The organism is Streptomyces sp. NPDC058246 (assembly GCF_042881985.1).
In the GTDB taxonomy this organism is placed as follows: domain Bacteria; phylum Actinomycetota; class Actinomycetes; order Streptomycetales; family Streptomycetaceae; genus Streptomyces.
Map to the genome: position 1 here is coordinate 18744 of NZ_JBHVWZ010000026.1, position 25314 is coordinate 44057.

Annotated in this window: 24 protein-coding genes and 1 pseudogene; 19 read left to right on the forward strand and 6 right to left on the reverse strand. The window is 71.2% G+C overall.

What is annotated here, in order from left to right:
- Window positions 1-3 precede the first annotated feature (3 nt).
- The 3 genes from ACFVXA_RS30040 to ACFVXA_RS30050 all read left to right on the forward strand — a co-directional run bounded on the left by ACFVXA_RS30040 (window position 4) and on the right by ACFVXA_RS30050 (window position 3673).
- Window positions 4-1305: an ABC transporter ATP-binding protein gene (locus ACFVXA_RS30040; RefSeq protein WP_383907474.1), complete on the forward strand. Its 1302-nt coding sequence runs from the start codon at window positions 4-6 to the stop codon at window positions 1303-1305.
- A 253-nt stretch (window positions 1306-1558) separates the two neighbouring features.
- Window positions 1559-2950 carry a M1 family metallopeptidase gene (locus ACFVXA_RS30045; RefSeq protein WP_362026401.1) on the forward strand — a complete coding sequence of 464 codons (1392 nt, stop codon included), beginning with the start codon at window positions 1559-1561 and terminating at the stop codon, window positions 2948-2950.
- Window positions 2951-3016: 66 nt separating this feature from the next.
- Window positions 3017-3673 (forward strand): trimeric intracellular cation channel family protein, encoded by a 657-nt coding sequence (locus ACFVXA_RS30050; protein WP_362026405.1) that lies wholly within the window; start codon window positions 3017-3019, stop codon window positions 3671-3673.
- Here the strand turns inward: ACFVXA_RS30050 and ACFVXA_RS30055 are convergent.
- Window positions 3582-4814, reverse strand: coding sequence for an alpha/beta hydrolase-fold protein (locus ACFVXA_RS30055; protein ID WP_362026408.1), 1233 nt, complete (start codon window positions 4812-4814; stop codon window positions 3582-3584). The genes ACFVXA_RS30050 and ACFVXA_RS30055 overlap by 92 nt on opposite strands.
- Window positions 4815-4982: 168 nt before the next feature.
- On the opposite strand from ACFVXA_RS30055, the gene ACFVXA_RS30060 reads away from it, so the two are divergent.
- Window positions 4983-5852 (forward strand): thioesterase family protein, encoded by an 870-nt coding sequence (locus ACFVXA_RS30060; protein WP_362026411.1) that lies wholly within the window; start codon window positions 4983-4985, stop codon window positions 5850-5852.
- On the opposite strand, the gene ACFVXA_RS30065 is transcribed toward ACFVXA_RS30060, so the two are convergent.
- Entirely contained in the window at window positions 5845-6480 is a 636-nt protein-coding gene (locus ACFVXA_RS30065) for a TIGR03086 family metal-binding protein (RefSeq protein ID WP_389468783.1), read from the reverse strand. The genes ACFVXA_RS30060 and ACFVXA_RS30065 overlap by 8 nt on opposite strands.
- Window positions 6481-6592: 112 nt before the next feature.
- Between ACFVXA_RS30065 and ACFVXA_RS30070 the strand changes: the two genes are divergently transcribed.
- On the forward strand, window positions 6593-7588 hold the full coding sequence (locus ACFVXA_RS30070; RefSeq protein WP_383907465.1) for a helix-turn-helix transcriptional regulator: 996 nt from the start codon (window positions 6593-6595) through the stop codon (window positions 7586-7588).
- A gap of 115 nt (window positions 7589-7703) precedes the next feature.
- Entirely contained in the window at window positions 7704-8051 is a 348-nt protein-coding gene (locus tag ACFVXA_RS30075) for a hypothetical protein (protein WP_383742952.1), read from the forward strand.
- A 227-nt stretch (window positions 8052-8278) separates the two neighbouring features.
- Here ACFVXA_RS30075 and ACFVXA_RS30080 read toward each other — a convergent pair whose 3' ends face one another.
- Window positions 8279-8905: a TetR family transcriptional regulator gene (locus tag ACFVXA_RS30080; protein ID WP_362026424.1), complete on the reverse strand. Its 627-nt coding sequence runs from the start codon at window positions 8903-8905 to the stop codon at window positions 8279-8281.
- Between the two features lie 184 nt (window positions 8906-9089).
- Between ACFVXA_RS30080 and ACFVXA_RS30085 the strand changes: the two genes are divergently transcribed.
- The 3 genes from ACFVXA_RS30085 (at window position 9090) to ACFVXA_RS30095 (ending at window position 11115) form a co-directional block, all read left to right on the forward strand.
- A complete protein-coding gene (locus ACFVXA_RS30085; RefSeq protein WP_189188867.1) occupies window positions 9090-9257 on the forward strand; it encodes a hypothetical protein in 168 nt (55 codons plus the stop codon).
- A 204-nt stretch (window positions 9258-9461) separates the two neighbouring features.
- Window positions 9462-9737 (forward strand): DUF4190 domain-containing protein, encoded by a 276-nt coding sequence (locus ACFVXA_RS30090; RefSeq protein WP_383742948.1) that lies wholly within the window; start codon window positions 9462-9464, stop codon window positions 9735-9737.
- 208 nt (window positions 9738-9945) lie between these two features.
- Window positions 9946-11115: a cysteine desulfurase family protein gene (locus tag ACFVXA_RS30095; RefSeq protein WP_383742945.1), complete on the forward strand. Its 1170-nt coding sequence runs from the start codon at window positions 9946-9948 to the stop codon at window positions 11113-11115.
- Here ACFVXA_RS30095 and ACFVXA_RS30100 read toward each other — a convergent pair.
- The gene (locus ACFVXA_RS30100) at window positions 11108-11791 is read right to left on the reverse strand and encodes an N-acetylmuramoyl-L-alanine amidase (RefSeq protein ID WP_383742942.1); all 684 of its coding nucleotides are present in this window, start codon (window positions 11789-11791) and stop codon (window positions 11108-11110) included. The genes ACFVXA_RS30095 and ACFVXA_RS30100 overlap by 8 nt on opposite strands.
- 60 nt (window positions 11792-11851) lie before the next feature.
- On the opposite strand from ACFVXA_RS30100, the gene mnmA reads away from it, so the two are divergent.
- On the forward strand, window positions 11852-12979 hold the full coding sequence (gene mnmA, locus ACFVXA_RS30105; RefSeq protein ID WP_389756414.1) for a tRNA 2-thiouridine(34) synthase MnmA: 1128 nt from the start codon (window positions 11852-11854) through the stop codon (window positions 12977-12979).
- 108 nt (window positions 12980-13087) lie between these two features.
- On the opposite strand, the gene ACFVXA_RS30110 is transcribed toward mnmA, so the two are convergent.
- Together ACFVXA_RS30110 and ACFVXA_RS30115 are read right to left on the reverse strand one after the other, a co-directional pair.
- Window positions 13088-13873, reverse strand: a complete 786-nt coding sequence (locus ACFVXA_RS30110) for an alpha/beta fold hydrolase (protein ID WP_390027697.1) — start codon at window positions 13871-13873, stop codon at window positions 13088-13090.
- Between the two features lie 37 nt (window positions 13874-13910).
- The gene (locus ACFVXA_RS30115) at window positions 13911-14234 is read right to left on the reverse strand and encodes a DUF427 domain-containing protein (protein WP_383742935.1); all 324 of its coding nucleotides are present in this window, start codon (window positions 14232-14234) and stop codon (window positions 13911-13913) included.
- 50 nt (window positions 14235-14284) lie between these two features.
- Between ACFVXA_RS30115 and ACFVXA_RS30120 the strand changes: the two are divergent.
- From ACFVXA_RS30120 to gatB, 9 genes and pseudogenes are all read left to right on the forward strand, one after another.
- A pseudogene (locus ACFVXA_RS30120) lies at window positions 14285-14536 on the forward strand (TIGR00730 family Rossman fold protein); the annotation flags it as partial.
- Window positions 14537-14603: 67 nt separating this feature from the next.
- Window positions 14604-15302, forward strand: a complete 699-nt coding sequence (locus ACFVXA_RS30125) for an SDR family oxidoreductase (RefSeq protein ID WP_389513688.1) — start codon at window positions 14604-14606, stop codon at window positions 15300-15302.
- A 31-nt stretch (window positions 15303-15333) separates the two neighbouring features.
- On the forward strand, window positions 15334-16341 hold the full coding sequence (locus ACFVXA_RS30130) for a methionine synthase (RefSeq protein WP_383907445.1): 1008 nt from the start codon (window positions 15334-15336) through the stop codon (window positions 16339-16341).
- Between the two features lie 15 nt (window positions 16342-16356).
- Window positions 16357-18549 carry an NAD-dependent DNA ligase LigA gene (gene ligA / locus ACFVXA_RS30135; RefSeq protein WP_362026451.1) on the forward strand — a complete coding sequence of 731 codons (2193 nt, stop codon included), beginning with the start codon at window positions 16357-16359 and terminating at the stop codon, window positions 18547-18549.
- 260 nt (window positions 18550-18809) lie between these two features.
- A complete protein-coding gene (locus ACFVXA_RS30140) occupies window positions 18810-21050 on the forward strand; it encodes a putative bifunctional diguanylate cyclase/phosphodiesterase (RefSeq protein WP_384021362.1) in 2241 nt (746 codons plus the stop codon).
- Between the two features lie 421 nt (window positions 21051-21471).
- Complete coding sequence (gatC, locus tag ACFVXA_RS30145; RefSeq protein WP_037622623.1) at window positions 21472-21768, forward strand: Asp-tRNA(Asn)/Glu-tRNA(Gln) amidotransferase subunit GatC; 297 nt, start codon at window positions 21472-21474, stop codon at window positions 21766-21768.
- Window positions 21769-21773: 5 nt separating this feature from the next.
- Window positions 21774-23279, forward strand: a complete 1506-nt coding sequence (gatA, locus tag ACFVXA_RS30150) for an Asp-tRNA(Asn)/Glu-tRNA(Gln) amidotransferase subunit GatA (protein ID WP_384403011.1) — start codon at window positions 21774-21776, stop codon at window positions 23277-23279.
- Window positions 23276-23518 carry a hypothetical protein gene (locus ACFVXA_RS30155; RefSeq protein ID WP_362026461.1) on the forward strand — a complete coding sequence of 81 codons (243 nt, stop codon included), beginning with the start codon at window positions 23276-23278 and terminating at the stop codon, window positions 23516-23518. Before gatA ends, ACFVXA_RS30155 begins: the two co-directional genes overlap by 4 nt.
- A 15-nt stretch (window positions 23519-23533) precedes the next feature.
- Window positions 23534-25048 (forward strand): Asp-tRNA(Asn)/Glu-tRNA(Gln) amidotransferase subunit GatB, encoded by a 1515-nt coding sequence (gene gatB, locus ACFVXA_RS30160; protein WP_362026464.1) that lies wholly within the window; start codon window positions 23534-23536, stop codon window positions 25046-25048.
- Window positions 25049-25314: the final 266 nt, after the last annotated feature.

Here is a 25314-nt window from a genome sequence, read left to right on the forward strand (position 1 = left end):
GCAGTGAGCATCCCTGCGCAGAGCGAAGGCACTCGGCTCACCAAGGACGCCGCCCCCGGCGAGACCCTGCTGAAGGTGACCGGGCTCCAGAAGCACTTCCCGATCAAGAAGGGCCTGCTCCAGCGGCAGGTCGGCGCCGTGCACGCGGTCGACGGCATCGACTTCGAGGTCAAGGCCGGCGAGACGCTCGGCGTCGTGGGCGAGTCGGGCTGCGGCAAGTCGACGATGGGCCGGCTGATCACCCGGCTGCTCGAACCGACCGGCGGCAAGGTCGAGTTCGAGGGCAAGGACATCACGCACCTCGGTGTGGGCGGCATGCGCCCGCTGCGCCGTGACGTGCAGATGATCTTCCAGGACCCGTACTCGTCGCTGAACCCGCGCCACACCATCGGCACCATCGTCGGCGCCCCCTTCAAGCTCCAGGGTGTGGAGCCCGAGGGCGGCATCAAGAACGAGGTGCAGCGGCTGCTGTCGGTGGTCGGCCTCAACCCCGAGCACTACAACCGCTATCCGCACGAGTTCTCCGGCGGTCAGCGCCAGCGCATCGGCATCGCCCGCGCGCTCGCGCTCAACCCGAAGCTGGTCGTCGCGGACGAGCCGGTCTCCGCGCTGGACGTGTCGATCCAGGCCCAGGTCGTCAACCTGCTCGACGACCTCCAGCAGGAGCTCGGCCTGACCTACGTGATCATCGCGCACGACCTCTCGGTCGTCCGGCACGTCTCGGACCGGATCGCGGTGATGTATCTCGGCAAGATCGTCGAGCTGGCCGACCGCGAGTCGCTGTACAGGGCGCCGATGCACCCGTACACCAAGGCCCTGATGTCGGCGGTGCCGATCCCGGACCCGCGGCGCAAGAACGCCAAGAGCGAGCGCATCCTGCTCAAGGGCGACGTGCCCTCGCCGATCTCCCCGCCCAGCGGCTGCCGGTTCCACACCCGGTGCTGGAAGGCGACGGAGATCTGCCGGACCACCGAGCCGACGCTGATCGAGCTGAAGCCCGGTCAGCAGGTCGCCTGCCACCACCCGGAGAACTTCGCGGACCAGGCCCCGCAGGACACCGTCCTGCTGACCGCCGCGAAGGAGGCTGTCGAGCTGGTGGGCGACGCGGTCCTGGAGCAGTCGGCGGAGACGCCCGCAGCCGAGGTGGAGACGCCCGCGGCCGAGGTGGAGACGCCTGCGGCTGAGGCGGAGTCTCCCGCGGCCGAGGCTGAGGCCGAGGCTTCGGCGGCGCCCGCCACCGATGAGCCGGCGGGCGACGAGGCGGTCGCGACGGCGCCCGCTCCGGAGGACGAAGGCAAGAAGTAGCAGGAACCAAGGGAAGTAGCAGGAACCAAGGGATGGGCGGCACCGCCGCCCGGCCGTTGCCGACGGCGGACGGCGGACGGCGGACGCGGACGGCGTGCGGGGGCGCCACCCCTGGAAGCCGCTCGTCAGGAGTCAACGGTCGAGTAGGCCATGACGACTTGGCAAAGTCATGAACATGTCTGAACGGGAGAGTGCAGAGTCCTGCGTGTCCGTCTGATCGGAACTGATCGGCACACGCACGAAAGGGACGCTGATGGCACTCTCCCGTTCGGCACGCTTAGGGGCCCTCGCCACCGCGGCGGCCTCCCTCCTCCTCATCGCCGCCTCCTCCGCCCCGACCCCGGGCGCCGACGGCATCGGCGACCCCTACTTCCCCCAGCTCGGCAACGGCGGGTTCGACGCGCGCCACTACGACCTCGACGTGGCGTACAACCCGGACACCGACCGCCTCGACGGCCGTACGACCCTCACGGCCCGCGCCACCCAGAACCTCTCCGCCTTCGACCTGGACCTCCAGAAGCTGGAGGTCACGAAGGTCGAAGTGAACGGAAGACGTGCCGACTTCACGCGGGACGGCGACGAGATCCACGTCACCCCGCGCGGCACGCTGGCGAAGGGCCGGACGTTCACCGTGACCGTCACCTACGGCGGTGTCCCCGAACCTCTCAACGGCCCCATCGTCTTCGGCTCCGACTACGGATGGATGAAGACCCCCGACGGCGTCTTCGTCGCCTGTGAACCCAACGCCGCCTCCACCTGGTTCCCGTCCAGCGACCACCCCTCCGACAAGGCCACGTACGACATCCGCATCAAGGCGCCGAAGGGCCTGACCGGGGTCTCCAACGGCCGTCTGATATCGACGTACGACAAGGGCGGCCAGACCGTCGCGCACTGGCGCGAGAGCAGGCCCATGGCCACCTACCTCGCGACCGCGACGATCGGCAAGTTCGACGTGAAGACCGGGAGGACGCCCGCCGGGACGCCCATCTACGTCGCCATCGACCCGGTGCTCGCGAACAGCAACAGCGTCGACGTGTACGGCGTCACGGCCGAGGCCACCGACTACTGGTCGCAGGTCTTCGGCCCGTACCCCTTCGAGGAGACCGGCGCGATCGTCGACGACATGCCGGAGGCCGGCTTCTCGCTGGAGGTCCAGTCGAAGCCCGCCTACTCCGCCGTACGCTCGGAGTCGACCATCGTGCACGAGCTGGCCCACCAGTGGTTCGGCGACTCCGTCTCGGTGGCGCACTGGAAGGACATCTGGCTGAACGAGGGCTTCGCGACCTACGCCCAGTGGCTGTGGTCGGAGCACAAGGGCATCCGCTCGGCGCACGACTCCTTCGTCGCCGGGTACGACGCGCGGCCCGCCGACTCCGCCTTCTGGCAGATCACCGTCGCCGACCCGCAGCGCGACACGATGTTCTCCTCGGCGGTCTACCAGCGCGGCGCGATGACGCTCCAGATGCTGCGCGAACGCATCGGAGACACCGCCTTCTTCAAGCTGCTGCCCGCCTGGACGAAGCTGCACCGCTACGGCAACGCGAACACCGCGGACTTCATCCGGCTCGCCGAGAAGATCTCGGGTCAGCAGCTCGACGACCTCTTCCAGACCTGGATCTACACCACGGGCAAGCCGGTGGTGTAGTCCCCCGTGCCCGCCGTGACCCTTGCTTTGTAAGGTTCACGCCCGTCGGCGGGTGAGAATGCTCGGGTGCTCCAGGAACTGTTCACCCCCTCCGTCCAGCATGTGCTCGACCTCGTCGGGATCTTCGTCTTCGCGATCTCCGGCGCGCTGCTGGCCGTCCGCAAGAACTTCGACGTCTTCGGCATCGCCGTACTCGCCGAGGTCACGGCGCTGGGCGGAGGGCTGTTCCGGGACCTGATCATCGGCGCGGTGCCCCCGGCCGCCTTCACCGACCTCGGCTACTTCAGCACACCGCTGCTCGCCGCCCTGCTCGTCTTCTTCCTCCACCCGGAGGTGGAGCGGATCCAGGTCGGCGTCAACGTCTTCGACGCGGCGGGGCTCGGCCTGTTCTGCGTCGCGGGCACCACGAAGGCGTACGAGTACGGGCTCGGCCTGGCCCAGTCGGCCGCCCTGGGGCTCGCCACCGCGGTCGGCGGCGGCGTCCTGCGCGACGTACTCGCCAACGAGGTGCCCTCGCTGCTGCGCTGGGACCGCGACCTGTACGCGGTCCCCGCGATGGTGGGCGCCATCATGGTCGTGCTCTGCATCCGCTATGACGCGCTGACCCCCTTCACCAGCGGCCTCGCGGTCGTCACGGCCTTCGTCCTGAGGCTGCTCGCGATGCGGTACCACTGGCGAGCGCCGCGTGCGTGGCACCGCCGGTCGACGGTGACCGAGGAGTAGAACCCCGGGTCCCCTCGGCGCCCTGCCCCATCTGCACGGTCAGCCAGCGGAACACCTCCGGCACCTGTGGCCGCCACAGCGCCATGCTGTGTCCGCCGGCGCTGCGCGGGATGAGCACCGCGTCCACGACCGTCGGCGGTTTCGCGATCGCCTGGAGCGCGGCACCCGCCTGCCAGCCGTCGCCGGACTCGCCGGAGACGTAGAGCGCGATGCGGGGCGGGGTGCGGTAGGCCTTCAGCAGGACGTAGGGGTTGTTCTGCCGGCGCAGCGCCACCGTCTGCGCGGCGAGCGACTTGCGCTCACCGATCGGGTCGTTGTAGCCGGACATGCTGATCGCGGCCCGGTATCGGTCGGGATGGGCGACCGCGAGCTTCGCCGCGCAGTGCGCCCCGGCGGAGTAGCCCGCCGCTGCCCAGCCGTCCGGCGCGGACTCGGCGCGGAAGTTGTCCATGACCATCTTCGGCACGTCGACGCTGAGCCAGCTGTCGGCGTTCACCGTGCCCGGGATGTTCGCGCATCCCGTGTCGACCTTGGCGATCAGGTTGGTGCGCGGCGCCACCAGGATGAACGGCGCCACCTGGCCACTGCGCATCAGCGGCAGCAGCTGCTCGTGCACCTTGAGCGAACCGAACCACGCCTTCGCCGAGCCCGGATAGCCCGACAGCATCTCCACGACGGGGAACTTCTTGTTCCGGTAGGCGGGTTCGCCGTACTGCGGCGGCAGCCAGACGTACACCTCCGCGTTCACCCCCGACACCCGGCCCCTGAGCTGGGTGACGCGGACCCCGCCCGCCTGGTGCATCCCGGGGCCGTCGGCCTGGGTGAACGTCTGCCGGACCTTGGGCAGCTGTCTGAGTGAGATGCCGCCGGTGCCGTCGGCGCCGAGATCGGCGGCCCGCTGCACGTGGTTGCCGGTGCCGAGCAGGTCCGACCAGTTGTCGTACAGGCTGTTGGCGTTGTTGACGAGCACGAAGACGAGGGTGACCGCGGTTCCTTGGGCGAACAGCAGCATCAGCAGCCGGGCGGCGCTGCGGATGGGTGCGGGACCGCGGACCCGGGACCAGAGGGCCAGGGGCAGGACGAGGGCGACGGCGAACAGCGCGATCGCGGTGAAGAGGAACGGCGTCCCGGTGAGGCTCATGTCGGTTCAGAGGCGATTGGGCGGCGATTGGTCACGGGTCATAACGGACACTTACCAAGAAATTGCCGTTTCCTCACCTGGTGGGCCCGGAAATGTCATCCGGCAGATGTCATCCGGCCGAAACAGTAAAAGCTACCGCTTAGTAATTTCCTGTTGTACCGTTCACGCATGGCAGAAGCACTCTCGGTACAGGCCGTACGGGCCGTACAGGCCACGATCGGCGACAGCGAGTTCGACCGCGACACCGCGGTCACCCTGCGTGAACCCGGTGTCTACGACACCGACCTCTCCGCCGGGTGGACGATCATCAGCGCAGTCAACGGCGGCTATCTGCTGGCCGTCGTGGGCCGCGCCCTCGCGGACGCCCTGCCGCACTCCGACCCGTTCACGATCTCCGCGCACTACCTGACCGCCTCCCAGCCGGGCCCCGCGGTCGTCCGCGCGGACGTCGTCCGCACCGGCCGGACCCTGTCGACCGGCCAGGCGTCCCTCTTCCAGTACGACGACGAGGGCCGCGAGGTCGAGCGGATCCGTGTCCTCGCCTCGTACGGCGATCTCGACGCCCTGCCCGACGACGTCCGTACGACGGCGAAACCGCCCGCGATCCCGCCGATCGACCAGTGCTTCGGCCCCCAGGACGCCCCCGCCCCGGTACCCGGCAGCTCGGCCATCGCCGACCGGCTCTTCCTCAAGCTCGACCCGGCGACGCTGGGCTGGGCGCTCGGGGCGCCGTCCGGGAAGGGCGAGATGCGGTCCTGGTTCGGGCTCGCCGACGGCCGCGACGCGGACCCCCTCTCGCTGCTCCTCGCGGTCGACGCGCTGCCGCCGACCGCCTTCGAGATCGGGCTGTCCGGCTGGGTGCCGACCGTCGAACTGACCGTGCACGTGCGCTCCCGCCCGGCGCCCGGTCCGCTGCGGGTGTCGATCACCACACGCAACCTCGCCGGCGGTTTCCTGGAGGAGGACGCCGAGGTGTGGGACAGCGCGGACCGGCTGGTCGCGCAGTCCCGACAGCTCGCGCGGGCACGACTCAGCTGAGCGGCCGCCGGCCCAGGTAGGCCGCCAACCGCCCGTAGACGTCGGCCCCTTCGGGGGCCGGCAGTGCCGAGGCGAACGGCACGTCGTCCGCGCGCTGCTCCGCGGGCAGTACGCGGCGGGCGACCGCGAGCGCGAACTCGGCCGGTTCCGGATCGAGTTCGAGCGGGTGGCCGAGCGCCTCGGACAGGTCCCAGGTGTGTGTGACGGCCTCCATGACGTACCCGGCGAGCGCGTCGCGGCCCGGCGCCTCACCCCATGGCACACGCACCGGCGCGTCCAGCCGGACGTCGTCCGCCCAGGCCCTCAGGGCCCGAGTCCTTTCGCCGTCGTACGCGACGGACCAGCCGGCGTCCCCGACACCGTCCGCGAAGGGCCGCACCGCGAGTCCGTCACCGCCCTCGCCGATCACGGCGATCCGGTGGGTGCCGCCGACGATGTGCGAGATCAGGGTCCGTACGTCGAACTCCGTGCAGGGAGTCGGAGCGGTGAGCTGTTCCGGTCGTACGGTCCCGACCAGCGCGGCGATCTGCTCGGTGGCGCGGGTGTAGACGGGGCGGGGGTCGATGGCGTTCGGGGTGGTGACGGCGCTCGTGGTGTTCGTGGTGTTCGTGGCGCTGCTGGTGCTCATGGCGTTCATGGCCGGCCTCTTCCGTGTGTCGGTGTGCCCTCACGTTCGCCGCATAACCTGACAGTTTCCGTCAACATTTGCCTGGCCCTTCCCAGGGCGTGATCCTGGGGGCGTGAAGTCCGACCGCCTGCTCTCGATCCTGCTGCTCCTGCAGACCCGTGGCCGTGTCCCGGCGCATGAACTCGCCGGCCGGCTGGAGGTGTCGGTGCGCACCATCTACCGCGACGTCGAGGCCCTGTCCGCCTCCGGCGTCCCGGTCTACGCCGAGCGCGGGCGGCACGGCGGCATCGAGCTGCTCGCCGGATTCCGTACGGACGTCACGGGACTGACCGCCGACGAGTCCCGGGCGCTGTTCATCCTGGCCGCGCAGGGCGCGCACGCCGCGCTCGGTCTGGACGCGGCGCTCGGCTCGGCACTGCGCAAGGTGATGGCCGCGCTGCCCGCCCCGCACCGGCCCGCCGCCGAGGTGACCAGCCGGCGCATCCTGGTCGACGCGACGCGCTGGAAGGGCGGGCCGCAGCGGGCCGTCGACCTGGAGGTACTGCAGGACGCGGTCTTCACCGACCGGCGGCTGCGGCTGCGCTACCGGCACAGCGGGGACGCCGAGCCGCGCACGTACACCGTCGACCCGTACGGGCTCGTCTCCAAGGCCGGTGTCTGGTACCTGGTCGCCGACCGGCGCGGAAAGCCGCATCTCTTCCGCGCCGAGCGGGTGCGGACGGCCACCCTCCTGCCGGACCCGGTGCGGCGGCGTCCGGGCGTCGAACTCGGTGCCGTCTGGGAGGTGTTGCGCCGTCAGGTCGAGGAACGGCCCGGCGGTCTGGATGTCACAGTTCGGGTACAGCGCTCCCGCCTCGACATGTTCCTGCGCCTCAACGCCGCCGCGCTCGCGGCGCTTCCGGAGGACGACGGCGAGAGCGAGTGGGTGGCCGCGCAGCTGTCGTACGGCGTCCTCGGCGAGGCCCGCACGCTGCTGGCCTTCGGGGACACGGTGGAGGTGCTCGGGCCGCCCGAGGTGCGCGAGGAACTGGCGAGCACGGCGGCGGCGATCGGCGCGGTGTACGCGGGGGACCGCGAGGGGGCTCATCTGCCGGGCGCGGCGCGGTGATCCACAGCTAGCCACAGCTCCGGCACAGCGCGGTCCTACGTGGATCTGGTCCTCTGGCCTCCACTCATCCCGCACTCATAAACCGGTCCTCGTGACTTGACTGGGAGTTACCCTCATGAACCGTCGTGCACGACTCGTCCCCGTCGTCGCCCTGCTGGCGCTGTCGCCTCTGCTGGCGGCCTGTGGCTCGGGCGACTCCTCGTCCTCCTCGAACAGCGGGAACTCCAGCGGGCAGAGCTGTCAGCCGCGGTCCGGCATGCCGAGCGGGCGTCCGTCGGGACGGCCGAGCGGTGCCTGGTCCGGCAGGCCCTCGGGGGCACCGTCCGGGATGCCGTCGGGGATGCCCACGGGCAAGGCCCGCTCGGGCAGGCCGTCCGGCATGCCGAGCGGGGGGCCCGGTGGCGGCTGCGGCGGGTTCGGCGGCGGCGCCGGCCGGCAGGGGCAGGGGCAGCAGGCGGGCTGACCGCCTGGCCCGGCCGCCGGATTCGGGGCGGCCGGATTAGCGGGGCACACGGGGTGGCGTACTCGGGGAACGGGTGCGCCACCCCGGCCAGTGGTGGCGGGGCGGGGGTGTGGGGCTCACCCCGGCCAGTGGTGGCGGGGCGGGGGGCGGGGCTCACCCCGGCCAGTGGTGGCGGTGCTGGGGTGCCGGGCTCAGCAGCCAGTGGTGGCCGCGCTGGGGTGTCCGGCTCACCCCAGCCAGTGGTGGCGGCCGATGCTGATCAGCCGCATCTGGCGGCTCGCCACCCGGGCCACCCGCTCCCGCTCCTCCTCGGACGCCTCCAGCGCCTCCAGGAACGCCGAGGCCGCCATCAGCATGTGGTCGACGTACAGGCCCGCGAGCATCAGCAGATCGTCGTCGCTCCACCCCGCCGACTCGGCGTGTTCGGCGAGCGCGACCTTCACCTCCTCGGCGAACCGGGCCAGTTGCTCCCGGATCGCCTCCCGCACCGGCTGCACCCCGCCGTGCCGCTCGCGCGCGATGAAGCGGACGTGCGCCGGGTACGCCTCGACATGGCGGGCGATCAGATCGACGGCGCGGGTGATGCGTTCGTCGCTGTCCCCGGCCGCGGACACCGTGTCCTCGATCATCGGGTGCAGGCTGCCGAGCGCCTCCTCGACCAGCGCCACGCCGAGATCCGCCGTCGAGCGGAAGTGCCGGTAGAAGGCGGTCGGGGCGACCCCGATGGCGCGGGTGACCTCACGCAGACCCAGGCTGCTCAGGCTCTGCTCCTCCAGGAGTCCCAACGCCGCGTCCAGGAGCGCCTGTCGGGTCTTCTGCTTCTGGGCCTGTCGGATGCCGAGAGTGTGACTCATGCCATGCAGTTAACAACTGTTCTCTGTAATTGAAAAGCCGCGTGACGCGCTAGACTCAAGAGTCAGTGAACAACTGTTACTACAACCGTTCACTGAGTCGTCAAGTCCCCGAAACAATCGGGCTTCACCGTGGAGGCCCCGGCTGCCGGGGACAGGACTTCGAGACTTCCACGAGAGGCATCTCATGCTGTTCCTCGTCGCCGCCCTCCTGCTGCTGGGTGTCGTCATGGGCTCCGTGGCCCACGCGCCGCTGCCCGTCACCCTCGTCGCCGCCGCCGTCATCGGCATCTGGCTCGCCGTCTTCGCGGTCCGCGAGCGCAACGCCCGCCGCCGCCACACCTCCACCAACTGACACCGGGGCCACCCTTCGCCGACGCACGCCGGGGCCACCCTTCGCCGACTCGGGCAGGGGCCGCCCGCTGCGACTGACGCCGGGGCCGCCCTCCGCGACCGACGCCGGGGCACCCGCCGCCGACTGAAGCCGGCGCCGGACCTCCACCAACTGACCATTGGTGTCCTCCATCCACCAACTGACTGTTGGGAGCTGACTCACCTCATGGAACTCACCGCTCGCCCCACCCACCCCGCCCGCCGGGCCGCCGTCCGGGACGCGGACGGCATGGCCGTCGCCTCCTTCATCCTCGGCCTCCTCGGCCTTCTGGTCCTCAACGTCTTCCTGGGCCCCATCGCCATCGCCCTCGCCTCCGTCGCCCTCTGGCGCGGCACGACCCGCCGGGGCCGCGCCTTCCTCGGCCTGGGCCTGGGCATCGCCGACCTTCTGGTCCTGGTCGCCTTCATGCACTTCGACAGCACGGTGTCCTGGAACTTCTGAGGGCAAGAGCTCGGGGGAGGGTGCGCATGGCGTGCAGCGCCAGGTGGCACGGCGTGCAGCGCCGGGTGCGTCGTCAACCGGGTGCGTCGTAAAGGGGCCCAGCCCCGGCGCCGGCGAGGCGCGACGCACGCGCAGGACGCGAACCAGGAAGGCCCACCCCCGGTGGGGCGAAGACCGTGGAGAGCGGGCCCGTAGAATCGGGCCCACCATGGCTTACCTCGACCACGCCGCGACCACCCCCATGCTCCCCGAGGCGGCAGAGGCCCTGACCGCCCAGCTGAGCATCACGGGCAACGCCTCCTCCCTCCACGCCGCCGGCCGCCGCGCCAGGCGGACGGTCGAGGAAGCCCGCGAAACCCTGGCGGACGCCCTCGGCGCCCGCCCCAGCGAGGTGGTCTTCACCTCCGGCGGCACCGAGGCCGACAACCTCGCGGTGAAGGGCCTGTACTGGTCCCGCAGAGACGCCGACCCGGCCCGCACCCGGGTCCTCGCCAGCCCCATCGAACACCACGCCGTCCTCGACGCCGTCCACTGGCTCGGCGAACACGAGGGCGCCACCGTCGAGTACCTGCCCGTCGACGCGTACGGCCGCGTCCACCCGGAGGTCCTGCGCGAGGCCATCGCCCGCAACCCCGACGACGTCGCCCTCGCCACCGTCATGTGGGCCAACAACGAGATCGGCACGCTGATGCCGGTCCGTGAACTGGCCGACGTGGCCGCCGAGTTCGATGTGCCCCTGCACGCCGACGCCGTCCAGGCCTTCGGCCAGGTCCCCGTCGACTTCGCCGCTTCGGGCCTCGCCGCGATGACGGTGTCCGGCCACAAGATCGGCGGCCCGTACGGAATCGGCGCGCTGCTGCTGGGCCGCGAGTACAGCCCCGTACCCGTCCTGCACGGCGGCGGCCAGGAGCGCCACGTCCGCTCCGGCACGCTCGACGTGCCCGCGATCGCCTCCTTCGCGGTCGCCGGGCGGCTCGCCGCCGAACAGCGCGAGTGGTTCGCCCGCGAGGTCGGCGCCCTGCGCGAAGACCTGGTCGAGGCCGTGCGCAAGGCCGTGCCCGACGCGATCCTCGGCGGCGACCCGGCGCCCGGCGGCCGGCTGCCCGCCAACGCGCACTTCACCTTCCCTGGCTGCGAGGGCGACTCCCTGCTGCTCCTGCTGGACGCCCAGGGCATCGAGTGCTCCACCGGCTCCGCCTGCACGGCGGGTGTGGCCCAGCCGAGCCACGTCCTCCTCGCCACCGGCACCGACCCGGACCTCGCCCGCGGCACCCTCCGCTTCTCCCTCGGCCACACCTCCACGGAGGCGGACGTCGAGGCGGTGGCCCGGGCGATCGGTCCGGCGGTGGAACGGGCGCGCACGGCGGGGCTCAGCTAGCGGACGCCCTGACCTGGGCGTCCGTGGACCGTGCCGTCCGTACGAGCCGTATGTACCGGTCCCAGTCCCAGTACCGCCCGGGGTCGGTGTGGTCCGTGCCCGGCACCTCCACGTGCCCGATGATGTGCTTCCGGTCGACCGGAATGCCGTAGCGCCCGCATATTCCGGCGGTCAGCCGCGCCGAGGCCGCGTACATGGCGTCGGTGAACGACGAGGCGCGCTCGACGAAGCCCTCGTGCTCGATGCCGACGCTCCGCTCGTTGTACTCCCGGTTCCCGGCGTGGAACGCCACGTCCAGCTCGCGGATCATCTGGGTGATGTGCCCGTCCTTGCGGACGACGTAGTGCGCGGCCGCGCCGTGCCCCGGATCCTGGAAGACCTTCACGGCGCTGGTGAAGCTGCCCTGGGTGACATGGATGACCACCCGGTCTATGGAGTAGTCGTCGGGCCGGTCCGCGCGCCGCCAGTTCGCCGAGGAAGCGGCCACCCACTGCGCGCCCCGGAAGTCGACCGCACCCGCCACCCGCGGCTTCTCCACGCCCGGCAGCCGCCACCACAGGTGCCCGAGCTCGTCGCGCGCGAGCAGAGCCGTGCCCACCGCGGCCGCAGCACCGCCGATGAGCAGCGACCTGCGCCCGATGCGCCGGTCGGTGTCCCCGCCCTTTTTCTCCCCCATGCGATCTTCAACGGATACGCGCGGGCCCCGGTTCCCGCGGCCCCGTACTCTGGAGGGGTTATGACTGACACCTCGCAGCGCCCCCGCCGCCTTCGCGTACTCGCCGCCATGTCGGGTGGAGTGGACTCCGCCGTAGCCGCCGCCCGCGCGGCGGAAGCCGGTCACGACGTGACGGGCGTACACCTCGCGCTCTCCGCCAACCCGCAATCGTTCCGGACCGGCGCGCGGGGCTGTTGCACCATCGAGGACTCGCGCGACGCCCGCCGCGCGGCGGACGTCATCGGCATCCCCTTCTACGTGTGGGACCTCGCCGAACGCTTCCGCGAGGACGTCGTCGAGGACTTCGTCGCCGAGTACGAGGCGGGGCGCACGCCGAACCCGTGCCTGCGCTGCAACGAGAAGATCAAGTTCGCCGCCCTGCTCGACAAGGCGCTCGCACTCGGCTTCGACGCGGTCTGCACGGGCCACTACGCCAAGGTGATCGTGAACGAGGACGGCACGCGCGAGCTGCACCGAGCCTCCGACATGGCCAAGGACCAGTCGTACGTCCTCGGGGTGCTGGACGACCGCCAGCTCGCCCACGCGCTGTTCCCGCTCGGCGACACGCTCACCACGAAGGACGAGATCCGTGCCGAGGCCGAGCGCCGCGGCCTCGCCGTCGCCAAGAAGCCGGACTCGCACGACATCTGCTTCATCGCCGACGGCGACACCCAGGGCTTCCTCGCGAAGCGTCTGGGCAAGTCCGAGGGCGCCATCGTCGACGAGTCCGGCGCGACTCTCGGCACCCACGAAGGCGCGTACGGCTTCACCATCGGCCAGCGCAAGGGCCTGCGCATCGGCACCCCGGCCGCCGACGGCAAGCCGCGCTACGTCCTGGACATCTCGCCGGTCGACAACACGGTGACCGTCGGCCCCGCCGCCGCCCTCGACGTCACCGCCCTCACGGCGATCAAGCCCCGCTGGTGCGGCGCCGCCCCGGCCGGCCCGGGCACGTACACCGCCCAGCTACGCGCCCACGGCGGCGAGACGACGGTCACCGCCGAACTCGTCGACGGCACGCTCGAGGTCTCCTTCACGGAACCCGTCCGCGGCGTCGCCCCCGGCCAGGCGATCGTCCTCTACGAGGACACGCGCGTGGTCGGCTCGGCGACGATCGCGACGACCACGCGCGCGAAGGCGTCGGTCTGAGCGGTTAGGGCCGCTCCGGCGGATCAGGTCGCAGGAAACGGGCGGTGCCTCCTCGCCGCAGGTGGGCGTGCCAAGCCCCGCGTCTGCGGCGTGATCCGCCGACAGGCCCTAGCCCGCGCTGCCGAAGAACTCCTTCAGCAGCGGCGCGAGGGCCCCTGGATCCACCATGTGGGTCTGGCCGTCCAGCGTGCGGTACGTGCCGTCGGGGACCGCGGCCGCGACCGCCTCGGTCGCCTCCTGCATCCACGCGGGGCTCGCGCCGCCCGCGATCGACAGCACCGGCGCGGTGATCGAGGCCAGCCGGGCCCTGGGCACCAGGCCGTCGCCCATCGCCGCGTCGTCGTACGCCAGGGTCGGCGCGATCGCCTCCATGCCCGCCCAGGCGGGGGAACGGCGGGCGCCCGCGACCATCTCCGGGGGAGTGCCGGCGAGCGCCATGAACAGCTCCACGGCCGCCCCGCGCCGCTCCTGGTCCAGGAGCTCGGTCAGCCGCTGGGTGTACTCCTGGCGCTCCTTGCCACCGCCCTCGTGGACGGCGAACGGCGTTTCGTAGACGGCGACCTTGGTCAGGGGCAGGCCGCTCGCCGCCGCCTCCAGGACCAGTGCGCCCCCCGACGAGATGCCGAAGAGCGCCGCGCTGCCCCCGGACGCCTCGATCAGCGCCGCGATGTCCTCCACCTCACGGGCCACCGCGAAGGGCGCAGTGTCGCCGCTGCCGCCGCGGCCCCGGCGGTCGTACGTGACGGCGCCCAGGCGGTCCGAGAGGGCCGCCGCCAGGGGCGCCAGCGTGGCGCCCGTGCACATGGCGCCACCGACCAGGACGACCGCCGGGCCGTCGCCGAAGCGTTCGTACGCGAGGGGGGTGCCGTCGCGCGAGACTGTCTTCTTGTCCATGCCCAAGGAGACTGCTGCCGGGCCCGGGATTAATCGGTTACGACACGTCGACTTCGTAGAAGCAGAAGTGGTCCTTGATCCGGGCGACGTCCGGCTTGGGGTCGGGGTAGCCCCAGACGAGGTCGGGAGCGTCGGGCAGTGACCAGTACGACGCGTCGCCCTTGAAGGGGCAGTGCGTGTGGGTGTCGGAGGCCGTCAGCAGGTCCAGGCGGACGTCCTCGGCCGGGAGGTAATAGCGCACGGGACAGCCGGTCTCGCGCAGCACCAGCGGCCGGTCGCTCTCCGCGAGGACCTGGTCGCCGTGCACCACGCGTACGCGTTCCGTGCCCTGTTCGATCGTGATCGTGTGTCCATTGGCCATACTTGGACAGCGCTCGCGGGAGCCGGGTTCTTCCCTCGTACCGTCGGCACATGAACATCTGCGTCTTCCTCTCCGCCGCCGACCTCGACGACCGCTACACGCGCCCCGCGTGGGAGTTCGCCGAACTCCTCGGCAAGGGCGGCCACACGCTGGTGCGGGGCGGTTCGGACGTGGGTCTGATGAAGGTGGTCGCCGACGGTGTGCAGGAGGCGGGCGGCCGCCTGCTGGGTGTCTCCGTGGACTTCCTCGCGGCCAAGGCCCGCGCCGGCGCCGACGAGATGGTCATCGCGCGTGACCTCGCCTGGGGGTACCTCCCACGCGGCGCGCTGGCCTACCTCGAGGAGAGCCACGGCACGCAGTGATGCGAGCATGGCGGGCATGGCTACACATGTGATCACCGGGGCGGGTTCCGGCATCGGCGCGGCCGTCGCCCGCCGCCTCCACGCGCGCGGGGACGAACTCGTGCTGCACGCGCGCGACGCCGGCCGCGCGAAGGAGCTGGCCGCCGCGTTCCCCGGGGCGAAGACCCTGGTCGGCGACCTGGGGGACCCGGACAAGCTCTCGTGGGCGTTCTCCCACCAGACGCTCCCCGACCGCGTCGACTCACTGCTGCACATCGCCGGCGTGGTCGACCTGGGCCCGGTGGGCGAGCTGACGCCGAAGTCCTGGCGCCACCAGCTGAACGTCAACCTGATCGCCCCGGCCGAGCTGACCCGCCACTTCCTGCCCCAACTCCGGGTCGCCCAGGGCCACGTGGTCTTCGTGAACTCCGGCGCCGGCCTCAGCGCCCACGCCGACTGGTCGGCGTACGCGGCTTCCAAGCACGGCCTGAAGGCCCTGGCGGACTCCCTGCGCCACGAGGAGCACGCGAACGGCGTCCGCGTCACCTCGGTCTACCCCGGCCGCACCGCGAGCCCCATGCAGGCCAAGGTGCACCAGCAGGAGGGCAAGGAGTACGACGCGTCGCAGTGGATGGACCCCGAGTCCGTCGCCACCACGATCCTGATGGCCATCGATCTGCCGCGGGACGCGGAGGTCAACGACCTGACGGTACGACCGGGGCGCTGACCTCCCGCGCGGCATTCCGTACGCTTCCGGGGTGAGCGAAAACAGCGAGTTCAGGTTCGGCGCCGCCACCGGCGTCGGGTCCATGCCGGGCGGCGACGCCCGGGAAGCCGCGAAGACCGTCACCGGGTCCTTCGACGACTTCCCGTTCCTCCCCGAACTGCCCTCCCGGGGGCCCGGCGCCGACATGATCGGGCGGACCGCCGGGATGCTGGTCGAGCTGTACGCGCGCGTGGAGCCCAGCGGCTGGCGGATCGGCGACCGGCCGGGGCGGGACACCAAGCGGGCCAGGGCGTGGCTGGGGGAGGACCTCGACGCCCTGGAGGAGTTCACCCAGGGGTACGAGGGGCCGCTGAAGGTGCAGGCCGTCGGCCCCTGGACGCTCGCCGCCGCGCTGGAGCTGAGGAACGGCGAGGTGGCCCTGTCCGATCCGGGGGCGTGCCGGGACCTCGCGGGGTCGCTCGCCGAGGGACTGCGGGAGCACCTCGACGAGGTGCGACGGCGGATTCCGGGCGCCCAGGTCGTCCTCCAGCTCGACGAGCCGTCGCTCATCGCCGTGCTGCGCGGGCAGGTCAAGTCCGCGAGCGGCTACCGGACCCACCGGGCCGTGGACCGGCAGGCCGTCGAGGCCACGCTCCGGGACGTCGTCGGGGTGCACCGGAGCGGCCCGGTCGTGGTCCACTCCTGCGCGCCGGACGTCCCCTTCGCCCTGCTGCGTCGGGCGGGCGCGGCGGCGATCTCCTTCGACTTCTCGCTCCTCACCGAGCGTGACGACGACGCGATCGGCGAAGCCGTGGAGGGCGGTACGCGGCTGTTCGCCGGTGTCGTCCCCGGCGTGGACGGTCCATTGTCAGACCCTGCCGGTAGCGTCATGGGTGTCAGGACGCTGTGGCGCAGGCTGGGGCTGCAACCGGGGCTTCTCGCGAAGGCGGTCACGGTCACTCCGTCGTGCGGACTCGCGGGGGCCTCCCCCGACTACGCGCGCAAGGCGCTCGCCCACTGCGTCCGGGCGGCGAGATCCCTCGCGGACAACCCTGAGTAACGGGAGGACAACACGGTGGCCGGCGACAAGCAAGCGGAGACGACGGTGCCCGTCGAGGCACGGGAGAAGCACGCGCAGCTCGCTGAGCAGATCGAGGAGCACCGCTTCCGGTACTACGTGAAGGACGCTCCCGTCGTCAGCGACGCGGAGTTCGACAAACTCCTGCGCTCCCTGGAGGCGCTGGAGGAGGAGTATTCCGAGCTGCGCACCCCCGACTCACCGACCCAGAAGGTCGCGGGGGCCTACGAGACGGAGTTCACGTCGGTCGAGCACCGCCAGCGCATGCTCTCGCTCGACAACGCCTTCTCCGACCTGGAGCTCGCCGCCTGGGCGGAGCGCGTCGCCAAGGACGTGGGCGCCTCCGACCACCACTTCCTGTGCGAGCTGAAGGTCGACGGCCTCGCGGTCAACCTCACCTACCAGCGCGGCCGTCTCACCCGCGCGGCCACCCGCGGCGACGGCCGCACGGGCGAGGACATCACCCCCAATGTCCGGACGATCGCCGAGATCCCGGACCGCCTGAAGGGCGACCGCGTCCCCGACCTCGTGGAGATCCGCGGCGAGGTCTACTTCCCGATGGAGAAGTTCGAGGAGCTCAACGCCCGTCTGGTGGAGGCCGGCGACAAGCCCTTCGCCAACCCGCGCAACGCGGCGGCGGGTTCGCTGCGCCAGAAGGACCCGCGCATCACCGCGACCCGCCCGCTGCACATGGTGGTCCACGGCATCGGCGCGCTGGAGGGCTTCGAGGGTCTCACCCGACTCTCCGGGGCCTACGAGCTGCTGCACGAGTGGGGCCTGCCGACCACGCGGTACGCCAAGGTGGTCGACGACCTCGAGGGCGTACGGGAGTTCATCGCCTACTACGGAGAGAACCGGCACTCCGTGGAGCACGAGATCGACGGCGTCGTCGTCAAGCTCGACGAGATCCCCCTCCAGGGACGGCTCGGCTCCACCTCGCGCGCCCCGCGCTGGGCGATCGCCTGGAAGTACGCGCCCGAGGAGGTCAACACCAAGCTGATCAACATCCGCGTCGGCGTGGGACGTACGGGCCGGGTCACTCCGTACGCACAGGTCGAACCGGTCACGGTCGCGGGCTCCGAGGTCGAGTTCGCCACCCTGCACAACCAGGACGTGGTGAAGGCCAAGGGCGTCCTCATCGGCGACACGGTCGTGCTGCGCAAGGCCGGTGACGTCATTCCGGAGATCCTCGGCCCGGTCGTCGACCTGCGCGACGGCACCGAGCGCGAGTTCGTCATGCCCGCCCAGTGCCCCGAGTGCGGTACGCCGCTGGCGCCGGCGAAGGAGGGCGACGTCGACCTGCGCTGCCCGAACGCGCGCACGTGCCCGGCCCAGTTGCGCGAGCGGCTCTTCTACCTCGCGGGCCGCAAGGCGCTGGACATCGACCACTTCGGATACGTCGCCGCGGCGGCCCTGACCAAGCCGCTGGAGCCGGCCGAGCCGCCGCTGGTGGACGAGGGCGACCTCTTCGACCTCACCATCGAGCAGTTGCTGCCCATCAAGGCGTACGTCCTCGACCAGGACAGCGGTCTGCCCAAGCGCGACCCGAAGACCGGCGAGGAGAAGATCGCCACGGTCTTCGCCAACCAACAGGGCGAGCCGAAGAAGAACGCGATCGCGATGCTGGACACCATCGCCGCCGCCAAGCAGCGCCCCCTCGCCCGCGTCCTCACCGGTCTGTCGATCCGTCACGTCGGGCCGGTCGCGGCCGAGGCGCTGGCCCGGGAGTTCCGCTCGATCGAGCGCATCGAGCAGGCCACCGAGGAGGAACTCGCCGGCACCGACGGCGTCGGCGGGATCATCGCCGCCTCCCTCAAGCAGTGGTTCGCCGAGGACTGGCACCGCGAGATCATCCGCAAGTGGCGGGCCGCCGGCGTCCGGATGGAGGAGGAGGGCTCCGGCGAGGACGAGGGCCCGCGCCCGCTCGAAGGACTCACCGTCGTCGTCACCGGAACGCTCGAACACCACACGCGGGACGGCGCGAAGGACGCGCTGCAGAGCCGGGGAGCGAAAGTGACCGGTTCTGTTTCCAAGAAGACATCTTTCGTCGTGGTGGGTGACAATCCTGGTTCGAAGTACGACAAGGCGATGCAGCTGAAGGTTCCGGTTCTGAACGAGGACGGCTTCGCCGTCCTGCTCGGACAAGGACCGGACGCGGCCGCCGAAGTTGCCCTTCCGATCGAGGAATAGCGGTTGAAGGCCACCCGTTCGGCGCATATCAGATGCATACGGGTGGCCGGGTCGCATTCGGGCAACCGTCGACGACCGCTGCCCGTGGAAGCCTTCTGCGGCCTACTGTTGAGGGGTGCGCCTGCCGTGCCCAGCTGCGGTCGGGGCATCCCCTGCCCTGCGGGAGCCAGGGGAAGAGTTTTCAGACGCGGCGCCGTTGGCAGTTGTCGCCGGCAACGGACCGCGTGGCGTGGGCACCGCCGGCTGTGAGAGGGACGGGAATGGAACCGACCAAGAGCGCCGCCCCCGACTCACGGCTGCGCCTGCGCCGGATGACCGGCGCATGGCTGGCCGGCCTGAGGACGGGGCGGCCCGCGGAGCGCACCGGCACGGGCGGGTCGATCTCCGCACCCCTCATCGCGCCCCTCGCCCCCGGCGTCGGCAGGCTCACCGCCGAGCGCGGTTCCGGCCTGCCGGGCCAGGATCCCGAACGGCACAGCTCCTGGCCCGCGCTGCCCGCGGCGGTCGTCGCGGTGGCAGCCCTCGTCCTGGGCACCGGTTTCTACCGGGCGTTCAGTGGCGACCACGCGCTCTTCCCGTCCGGCACCGTCGGCTGGTCGCTGGCCGTGCTCACCGGCATCATCGTCGGCCACCTGGTCGCCCTCGGCCGGGCCCGCTGGTGGGGCGGCACCGGTTCCGGCGCGGCGCTCACCCTCGCGGTCCTGCTGCTGTACGGCTGGGTGCCCGCCGGAATGGTCAGCCTGACCGTCGTCGTCCTGGTCGGCGCCGCGCGCCGCAACCGCTGGCGCCAAGGCGTGCTGCACGGCGCGGTCGACATCCTGGGCATCGGTGCCGGAGCGCTGGTCCTCGCCGCGTTCGGGCGGTTCCCCTCCGTCGAGACGCCCTGGAATCCGGAGACCTGGTCGCTCTACGCGGTCCCCGAAGTGGCCCTGGTCGCGGGCGCGTATCTCGCGGTCACCCGGGCTCTGCTCTGGTACCTGCACGCCCCGCGCACCGGCGGTCTGCCCACCGTCGCCCGTACGGCCCTGGTGAGGCAGGGACTTGTGGCGGTAGCGCTGCTCGGCATCGCGCCGCTGGTCTGCGTGGTCGCGACAGCCCTGCCGCTCCTGCTGCCGCTGTTCTCGATCCCGCTGATCGCCCTCGACTCCACGCTCTGGATAGCCCGCGCCCGGGCGGAGGAGCAGTTGCGCGATCCGCTGACCGGGCTTCCCAACCGACAGTGGCTGCTCGAACGCACCTGGACGGCGCTGGACGATGCCGAACGCATCGGTGCGCGTTCGGCTCTCATGCTGATCGACCTGGACCGCTTCCGTTCTGTGAATGACACGTTGGGACACCTCGCCGGTGACCGGCTGCTCCTTCAGATAGCCGACCGGCTGCGGCTGGCGCTGCCGCGCGGGGCGGAGGCCGCGCGGCTGGGCGGAGACGAGTTCGCCGTGTTACTGCCGGTCGCCGACTCCACGACGTCGGCCACGCGGGTCGCCCGCAACCTCGTCGCCGCGCTCGGCTCGCCGCTCGACCTCGACGGGCTCACCCTCGTCCTGGAGGCCAGCGCCGGGCTCGCCGTCTTCCCCGACCACGCGCTCGACGCGGAGGGGCTGCTGCGCCGGGCGGACGTGGCGATGTACCAGGCGAAGCGGGACCGTACGGGGGTGGAGGTGTACGAGTCCAAGCGGGACTCGAACACCCCGGACCGGCTCGGTCTGCTCGGCGATCTGCGCCGGGCCCTCGACGCCGGTGACGTCGAACTGCACTACCAGCCGAAGGTCCGCTTCGACGGACAGGTGGCCGGCCTGGAAGCCCTGGTCCGCTGGGTGCATCCCGAGCGCGGCAAGGTGCCGCCGGACGAGTTCATCGCCATCGCCGAGTCCTCCGGGCTGATGCCCCATCTCACCGAGTACGTGCTGGAGACGGCGCTCGGACAGGTCGCGCGCTGGCGGGCGCAGGGCCTGCACGTGCCGGTCGCGGTGAACGTCTCGCCGCGCGATGTGCACAGCCCCGGCTTCGCGGGCTCGGTGGCCGCGCGGCTGGCCCGGCACGGTGTCCCGGCGGGGGCGCTCCAGCTGGAGATAACGGAACACGTGCTCCTGGAGGACCCGCAGCGGGCCGCGGACACCCTGGCCGGGCTGACCGGGCACGGGGTGAAGATGTCGCTGGACGACTTCGGTACCGGGTACTCCTCGCTCGTTCATCTGCGCCGGCTGCCGGTCAGCGAGCTGAAGATCGACCGCTCGTTCGTCGCACGGCTCGCCGTGGACACGGAGGACGCGGAGATCGTGCGCTGCACGGTCGATCTCGCGCACTCGCTGGGTCTTCTCGTCGTCGCGGAGGGCGTCGAGGACGACGAGACGTGGGAGCGGCTGCGGGACCTGGGCTGCGACGCCGTCCAGGGGTGGCTCGTCGCCGCCGCGATGCCCGCCGAGGAGGCCACGGCGTGGCTGCTGGCGCGGGGGTCGCGGGGCTGGCAGCGCCCCCGGGCCGCCTTGCCGGCCGCCGAGTAGGCGCGACGGCTCGCTGTCGGGTGCGGGTGCGTGCCCCGTCAGGGGCGCGGGGAACTGCGCGATCAGCCACGGACGGACCGCGGCTTCGGACGGCGCCGCGGGGCCCGGACGGGCGCGGCCTCCAACAGCGAGGAACCCCTCCGGGGGAGGCCCACCGGCCGGGAGACAGTCACGGAAGGGACCCCCCCTCCGAAGGCGGCCAAGCGGTCGGGAGACAGTCACGGGAGAGACCCCTCTGGGGGAGGTCCACCAGTCGGGAGACAGCCGAGGAAAGAACCCCTCCGGGGGAGGTCCCCCGGTCGGAGACAGTCACCGGCGGTGCACGGCTGGGCGAGCCCCGGGGAAACCGGTGCGCGGGCATCCGTACCGGCGCCATAGGATTGGGCCCAAACCACACACACTCACCCCAGAGGATCGCTGCATGCCTGGCATCACGCGCGAGGAGGTCGCCCACCTCGCACGGCTGGCGCGTCTGGAGCTGAAGGGCGAAGAGCTCGACCACTTCGCAGGCCAGCTCGACGACATCATCGGCGCGGTCGCCCGCGTCAGCGAGGTCGCCGACCAAGACGTACCGCCGACCTCTCATCCGCTGCCGCTGACGAACGTCATGCGCGTGGACGAGGTCCGTCCGTCGCTCACCCCCGAGCAGGCGCTCTCCGGCGCCCCGGCCCAGGAGCAGCAGCGTTTCAAGGTGCCGCAGATCCTGGGGGAGGACTAATCACCATGACGGACACCAACGTCAACATCATCAAGCTGACCGCGGCCGAGATCGCCGAGAAGATCGCGGCGGGCGAGCTCACGGCCGTCGAGGTCACCGAGGCCCACCTCGCCCGAATCGAGGCCGTCGACGAGAAGGTGCACGCCTTCCTGCACGTCGACCGTGAGGGCGCCCTCGCGCAGGCCCGTGCCGTCGACGCGAAGCGTGCGGCGGGCGAGAAGCTCGGCCCGCTGGCCGGCGTTCCGCTCGCGCTCAAGGACATCTTCACCACCGAGGGCATCCCGACGACCGTCGGTTCCAAGATCCTCGAGGGCTGGATCCCGCCGTACGACGCGACCCTCACCAAGAGGCTGAAGGCCGCCGACGTCGTCATCCTCGGCAAGACCAACATGGACGAGTTCGCCATGGGGTCCTCCACCGAGAACAGCGCGTACGGGCCGACCGGCAACCCCTGGGACCTCACCCGTATCCCCGGCGGTTCCGGCGGCGGGTCGAGTGCCGCCCTGGCCTCCTTCCAGTCGCCCCTCGCGATCGGCACCGACACGGGCGGCTCCATCCGGCAGCCCGCGGCCGTCACCGGCACGGTCGGCGTGAAGCCGACGTACGGCGCGGTCTCCCGTTACGGCATGGTGGCGTTCTCGTCCTCCCTCGACCAGGGCGGACCCTGCGCCCGTACGGTCCTGGACGCGGCGCTCCTGCACGAGGTGATCGCCGGGCACGACCCGCTCGACTCCACCTCCATCGACGCCCCGGTCCCGCCGGTCGTCGAGGCGGCCCGCAACGGCTCCGTGGCCGGCATGCGCGTCGGTGTCGTCAAGCAGTTCCGCGGCGAGGGCTACCAGGCCGGTGTCGTGCAGCGCTTCGACGAGGCCGTCGCGGTGCTCAAGGAGCTGGGCGCCGAGATCGTCGAGCTGGACTGCCCGTCCTTCGACCTGGCGCTGTCGGCGTACTACCTGATCGCCCCGTCCGAGTGTTCGAGCAACCTCGCCCGCTTCGACGGCCTGCGCTACGGCGCGCGCGTCGGCGACGACGGCACGCACTCCGCCGAGGAGGTCACCGCCCTCACCCGCGAGGCCGGCTTCGGCCCCGAGGTCAAGCGCCGCATCATGCTCGGCACGTACGCGCTCAGCTCCGGCTACTACGACGCGTACTACGGCTCCGCGCAGAAGGTCCGTACGCTCATCACCCGCGACTTCGAGAAGTCGTTCGATCAGGTGGACGTGATCGTCTCCCCGACCACGCCCACCACCGCCTTCCCGATCGGCGAGCGCGCCGACGACCCGATGGCGATGTACCTCGCGGACCTGTGCACCATCCCGACCAACCTGGCCGGCAACTCCGCCATGTCGCTGCCCTGCGGTCTCGCGCCCGAGGACAACCTCCCGGTCGGCCTGCAGATCATCGCCCCCGCGCTGAAGGACGACCGGCTTTACAAGGTCGGCGCCGCCGTCGAGGCCGCCTTCGTGGAAAAGTGGGGACACCCGCTGCTCGAGGAGGCTCCGTCGCTGTGAGTAAGGCTCTGTCAAAGGCCAAGGGCTTCAAGAAGTCCAAGTCCGGTACGTACCTGTCCATCGCGACCACCGCGTTCGGTGCCGTGAGCGTCGCCAAGCAGGCCAGGAAGGCCCGCTCCGAGCACGACACGCTGCGCCTGATCGACGCGGCCGTGTCCGCCGCCGCCATCGTCACCGGCCTCGCCATCCTCTACCGGGAGCTCAAGCGCCTGGGCGACGACGACGTCCTGCTGGGCTGAGAGGGAAGTTTCACCGTGACCACCACGACCGACCTGGAGTCGTACGAGGACGCGCTGGCGTCGTACGACCCCGTCATGGGCCTCGAAGTCCATGTCGAACTCGGCACCAAGACCAAGATGTTCTGCGGCTGTTCGACCGAGCTGGGCGCCGAGCCCAACTCGCAGACCTGCCCGACCTGCCTCGGCCTGCCCGGCGCGCTCCCGGTCGTCAACGCGACCGGCGTCGAGTCCGCCATCAAGATCGGTCTCGCGCTGAACTGCGAGATCGCCGAGTGGTGCCGCTTCGCCCGGAAGAACTACTTCTATCCGGACATGCCGAAGAACTTCCAGACCTCCCAGTACGACGAGCCGATCGCCTTCAACGGCTACCTCGACGTACAGCTGGAGGACGGCGAGACCTTCCGGGTGCAGATCGAGCGCGCCCACATGGAGGAGGACACCGGCAAGTCGACGCACGTCGGCGGCGCGACGGGCCGTATCCACGGCGCCTCGCACTCGCTCCTCGACTACAACCGTGCCGGCATCCCCCTCATCGAGATCGTCACCAAGCCGATCGAAGGTGCGGGGGAGCGCGCCCCCGAGGTCGCCAAGGCGTACGTCGCCGAGCTGCGCGAGCTCATCAGGGCGCTCGGTGTCTCCGAGGCCCGCATGGAGCAGGGGCAGATGCGCTGCGACGTGAACCTGTCGCTGCGTCCGCACGGCCGCGAGAAGTTCGGCACGCGGAGTGAGACCAAGAACGTCAACTCCCTTCGCTCCGTGGAGCGTGCGGCCCGCTTCGAGATCCAGCGCCACGCCGCGGTGCTGAACTCCGGCGGCACGATCATCCAGGAGACCCGCCACTTCCACGAGGACACCGGGTCCACGACCTCGGGCCGCGTGAAGGAGGAGGCCGAGGACTACCGGTACTTCCCGGAGCCGGACCTGGTGCCGGTGGCGCCCTCCCGCGCATGGGTCGAGGAGCTGCGCGCGGGCCTGCCCGAGCAGCCGCTCGCACGTCGTAACCGCCTCCGCGAGGAGTGGGGTGTCTCGGCGCACGACATGCAGTCGATCCTCAACGCCGGTGCCATCGACCCGATCGTCGCCACCATCGAGGCCGGGGCCGACGCGGCGTCCGCCCGCAAGTGGTGGATGGGCGAACTGGCCCGCTCCGCCAACGAGTCGGGCAAGGCCCTGGAGGACCTGCCGATCACCCCGGCGCAGGTCGCCCGGGTGGCGCAGCTCGTCTCCTCCGGAGACCTGAACGACAAGCTCGCCCGTCAGGTCATCGAGGGCGTCCTCGCGGGTGAGGGCACCCCGGACGAGGTCGTCGACAAGCGCGGTCTGAAGGTCGTCTCCGACGAGGGCGCGCTGACCGCCGCCGTCGACGAGGCCATCGCCGGCAACCCGGGCGTCGCGGACAAGATCCGTGGCGGCAAGGTGGCCGCGGCCGGCGCGCTGGTCGGTGCGGTCATGAAGGCCACCCGTGGCCAGGCCGACGCGGCCCGCGTCAAGGAGCTGATCCTGGAGAAGCTGGGCGTCAGCGAGGGCTGAGGACGCGTCAGTACCCACCTAGGGGGATGCATCGGAGTCGATGCATCCCCCTAGGCATGCGCGGCAACGCCGAGTCGAGGCGACAGAGTTCACCTGATGGTCCTGTGAGTCGGGTCCCAGTCGCATGAGTACCACCATGAATGTGACAAACGATCATTTCCTGCTGTAAGAGTGTCTGGGCATTGCTCATGCGTTCTTTGCGGGCTGTTCAGTTATGTATACGGCTGTTCCCGGTCAAAGATCCATAAATCAACCAGGGAGCACCT